This is a genomic window from Streptomyces sp. MnatMP-M17 (assembly GCF_900091995.1).
GTDB lineage: Bacteria > Actinomycetota > Actinomycetes > Streptomycetales > Streptomycetaceae > Streptomyces.
Map to the genome: position 1 here is coordinate 1 of NZ_FMDK01000486.1, position 3679 is coordinate 3679.

3 protein-coding genes are annotated in these 3679 nt (G+C 70.5%); all 3 read right to left on the reverse strand.

All coding sequences use genetic code 11. The annotated features are described in order from the left end of the window. On the reverse strand, positions 1-864 hold an 864-nt coding region (locus GA0115259_RS21640), incomplete at its 3' end, for an SRPBCC domain-containing protein (protein ID WP_107469240.1). 157 nt (positions 865-1021) lie between these two features. Then, the gene (locus tag GA0115259_RS21645; protein WP_093599762.1) at positions 1022-2620 is read right to left on the reverse strand and encodes a polyamine aminopropyltransferase; all 1599 of its coding nucleotides are present in this window, start codon (positions 2618-2620) and stop codon (positions 1022-1024) included. A gap of 54 nt (positions 2621-2674) precedes the next feature. Beyond that, entirely contained in the window at positions 2675-3193 is a 519-nt protein-coding gene (locus GA0115259_RS21650; RefSeq protein ID WP_093599765.1) for a DUF2617 family protein, read from the reverse strand. Positions 3194-3679: the final 486 nt, after the last annotated feature.

Here is a 3679-nt window from a genome sequence, read left to right on the forward strand (position 1 = left end):
GTGCGCGGCCTCGGCGGGCGGCTCGTCGGGAACGAGGAAGTTCCCTTCACCGGAGAAGGTCTCGCCGTCGAGGGACGACGGCGGTGCGTCCACCTCGAAGACGGAGGCGTCCAGCTCGTCGTCGTCCTCATCATCGATGCGGTCGTCGTCAAAGTCGTCGGCATCAAGGTCATCGGCATTGATGCCGTCGGCGTCCGGCCCACCGTCACCGAGCGCGTCGTCCGCCGGTTCATCGTCCACCAGATCGTCGTCGTCCAGATCGTCTTCGAGCTCCTCGGCGACGCTGTCCTTCTGATCGATGACGTCGTTGACATCGTCCGGCTCCCGGTCGTCCCGGTCGGCATCAGCGGCCTTCGCGGTCTCAGCGGTGTCTGCGCCAGAGGTGTCTTCCGTCTCCGGCGTCTCCGGCGTCTGCGGTGCCTCCGCCGCCTCCAACGGGACCGACAGCTCGCCCAGCCGCGCCGCCAGACGGTCCAGCAGCCGGTGCGCCGCCGCCGTCACCGTCTCTCCGGGCAGTTCCGCCAGCCGGCCCTCCGCGCGCGATCCGCCCGTGAAGGTGAGCGTCGTACCGCCCGGCGCCTCGGCCAGCCGGAGCGCGAGTGTCAGCTTGGCGGAGCCCGTGCCACGGGCCTCGGTGCCCTCGCCCTCGGCGGTGAAGACGCCGTCCCGTTCGGCGAGCGTCAGCGTCCCGCGATAGGTGATCGTATGGCCGCCGATCCGGACCTTGAGACGCCCGGAGAGCGGCCCCGCCGACTCGTCGGCGTCCTGTTGGAGCCCCGGGACACAGCGGGCCACCCGTGAGGGATCCCGCAGCGTCTGCCGGAGAGCCTCTGTCACCACCGGAACGAACACCTCATGCTCCATGGAAACCGAGCCTACTCAGCCCCGGCGCCGGAAGCGGCCTTCTTGCCGAGGCGGTTTCACCGGCGCCCCGCCCGACTCACCGCCCGCTCCCCCACACGTCACACCACCCGCCCCACCGCCGACCTCACCACTCGCCTCACCCCGCCCCCGCCCCGCTTCACTCCGTGTACCTCGGATGCACCAGCGTCGACGGCGGCAGATCCGGTATCCGCGTACGCTCCACTCCCCGCGCGCCGGCCGCCAGCAGCGGCATTCCCAGGGACCGCAGCCGAGGCGCGTCCGCCGCGAGGCCGAGCTGCGGCCGGCTTCCCAGTTCGGCCAGCTCGAATCCCCAGTCGGACAGCGCGGGCGTGCCGTCCTTCACCCGGTCGGGTCCCGCCGTGAAACCGGTGGGCGGGCCCGTCGCGCTGTACGGAGTGGTACCGAAACCGGCCGCGCGCAGTGTCGCGTCGACCGTCCAGTACGTACGCGGCTGGGACGTGGGCGAGCCCGCGTGCACCGCCAGCCGGCCGCGATCCGTGAGCACCCGGGTGGCCAGACCGTAGAACTCCTCCGAGTACAGCTTCGTGCTGGCTGTGATGCCCGGGTTCGGCAGATCCGAGATCACCACGTCATACGTACGCTCCGGCGCCTCCCGCAGCCAGGTGAACGCGTCCGCGTAGACCGCTCGCAGCCGTGAATCGTCGTACGCGTGCCCGTTCAGCGCGGCCAGCGCCGGGTCCGTACGGGCCAGCCGGGCGACTCCCGGGTCCAGCTCGACCACCGTGACCGCGCGGACGCTCCCGTACCGCAGGACCTCACGCGCGGCCAGTCCGTCACCTCCGCCCAGGATCAGCACATGCGCATGCGGCCCGCGCATCGCAGGGTGCACCAACGCCTCGTGATAGCGGAACTCGTCGCGCCCGCTGACCCGCAGCCGCCCGTCCAGATAGAGATCCAGCGGTCCGTCCCGGCCGCCCGTGAGCACGACCTCCTGGACATCCGTATGGACGGCGACCCGCACCCGGTCGCCGTACACCGCGCGCCGCGCCGCCCGCTCGAAGTCGTCGACCAGCACGGCCGCGGTGGCCAGCACCGACAGGACCAGGACATTGACGATCACCAGCAGCCAGCGCGAACGCGGCGTCAGATCCCGCCGGAAGAGCCACAGGACCAGCGCGCCGCCCGCCACCGCGTTGACCGCGCCCGTCAGCAGCGCGCCCGTGAGCTGGCCGAGCCAGGGCAGCAGCAGAAACGGGAAGGCGAGCCCGCCGACCAGCGCGCCCACATAGTCGGCGGCGAACAGATCGGCGACCGTCCCTTCCGCGTCCTGCCGGGAGAACCGCTGTATCAGCGTCATCAGCAGCGGGATCTCGGCGCCGATGAGGATGCCGATGGCCAGCGAGAAGCCCACCAGGGCATACCGCGACTCGCCCATCCAGACGAAACTCCCGTACAGCACCAGCGCCGAGCAGCCGCCCAGCAGCGCGAGCGCCGCTTCCAGCAGCCCGAAGCCGACCGCCGCCCGGCAGCGCAGCCGCTTGGCGAGCAGCGAGCCCACGCCCATCGCGAAGACCATCACCGACAGGACGACGGACGCCTGGGTGACGGAGTCCCCGATCAGATACGAGGCGAGCGCGACCAGCTCCAGCTCGTACACCAGCCCGCACGCGGCACAGATGAAGACCACGGCGAGGATCAGGAAACGCCCGGCATCCGCGCGCACGGGCAGCCGTTTCTCACCCTGGGACGGCGAGGACGCGGCTTGCTCGATCATGTCCGTAACGCTACGTCACGAATTCATTGCGGTTTGTCACCCACACGGGTGTAACTACAGCACCGCAGGCATACGCACGCCAACGCGTGTGCGCGTCACCACGAGCTGTCCCTCCTGGGGGTAGGCATGCCAGGTACGCCAGTGGACCTGACCCTCGTCGCGCTGCGCCAGCATCGCGGTGAAGGCGTACGGAGCGCCGGGAAAGATGCCCGCCAGCCCGTTCGGATGGTCGGCGACCAGCGCGAGCAGCTCCTGCGCGCGGCCCGCGAACGAGCCGTGCGAGAGCGTCTCGACGCGCGCGGCGAATTCGTACTCCCAGTCCCCGAGCCGTTTGGAGACACCGAGCGGCAATGGTGTGCTGCTCCCTGGGATACAGGCGACGGTCTCGGAGCAAGTGCCGTGCTCCTCCTCAAGTAACACCTGGTGGGAGGCGCCGAGCAGGCGGAGCTGGAGTCCGGCGCCGTCGAGTTCGAGGTCGAGGACGGCCAGGGCGGGGAGTGGATCCCGGCCCAACGCCCAGGCCAGATCGGCGGCACGGGAGTCGGTGTAGGCCGTATTGAGATTGGTGAGCATGGGCAGGCTCCGCTAACACGCTTGACGGGTGGACCGGGACGACCCGGACGATGAGCGGGAACTTGTGGGGGGAGATCGCCGGCTCGGCTCCGCGTGAGGTCCGAGGGCTGGAAGCTCTCAACAGCGAGGGAATCACGAAGTACGCGCGGCTCACAGCGTTTTTACCCAACTTGGCGGGGTTTTCCATCCGCTCGGGGGCCCTACAGTTCAACTGTCCAACAAAAGCGTCGAAGACCGGTGGGGAAGGGCCCTCAAACGGTCAACATGGAGATGCCCGGCGGGAGTTCGTTCCCCGCCGGGCATCGCCGTCGGCACCGCGGACCGGCTGCCCCGTGTCAGCCGCCTCCGCCGCCGCATCCCCCGCCGCCACCGCACGACGAGCCTCCCCCGCAGGAGGAGGAACCGCCGCCGCACGAAGCGGACGTACCGCCACCGCACCCCGCTCCGGATCCGGCCGCGCCGCCGCCTCCGGCCCACCAACTGCCC

Excerpts from the sequence above, each read along its gene's own strand:
- GA0115259_RS21645 (WP_093599762.1), bottom strand. The coding sequence starts at position 2,620 with ATGATCGAGCAAGCCGCGTCCTCGCCGTCCCAGGGTGAGAAACGGCTG.
- GA0115259_RS21650 (WP_093599765.1), bottom strand. The coding sequence starts at position 3,193 with ATGCTCACCAATCTCAATACGGCCTACACCGACTCCCGTGCCGCCGAT.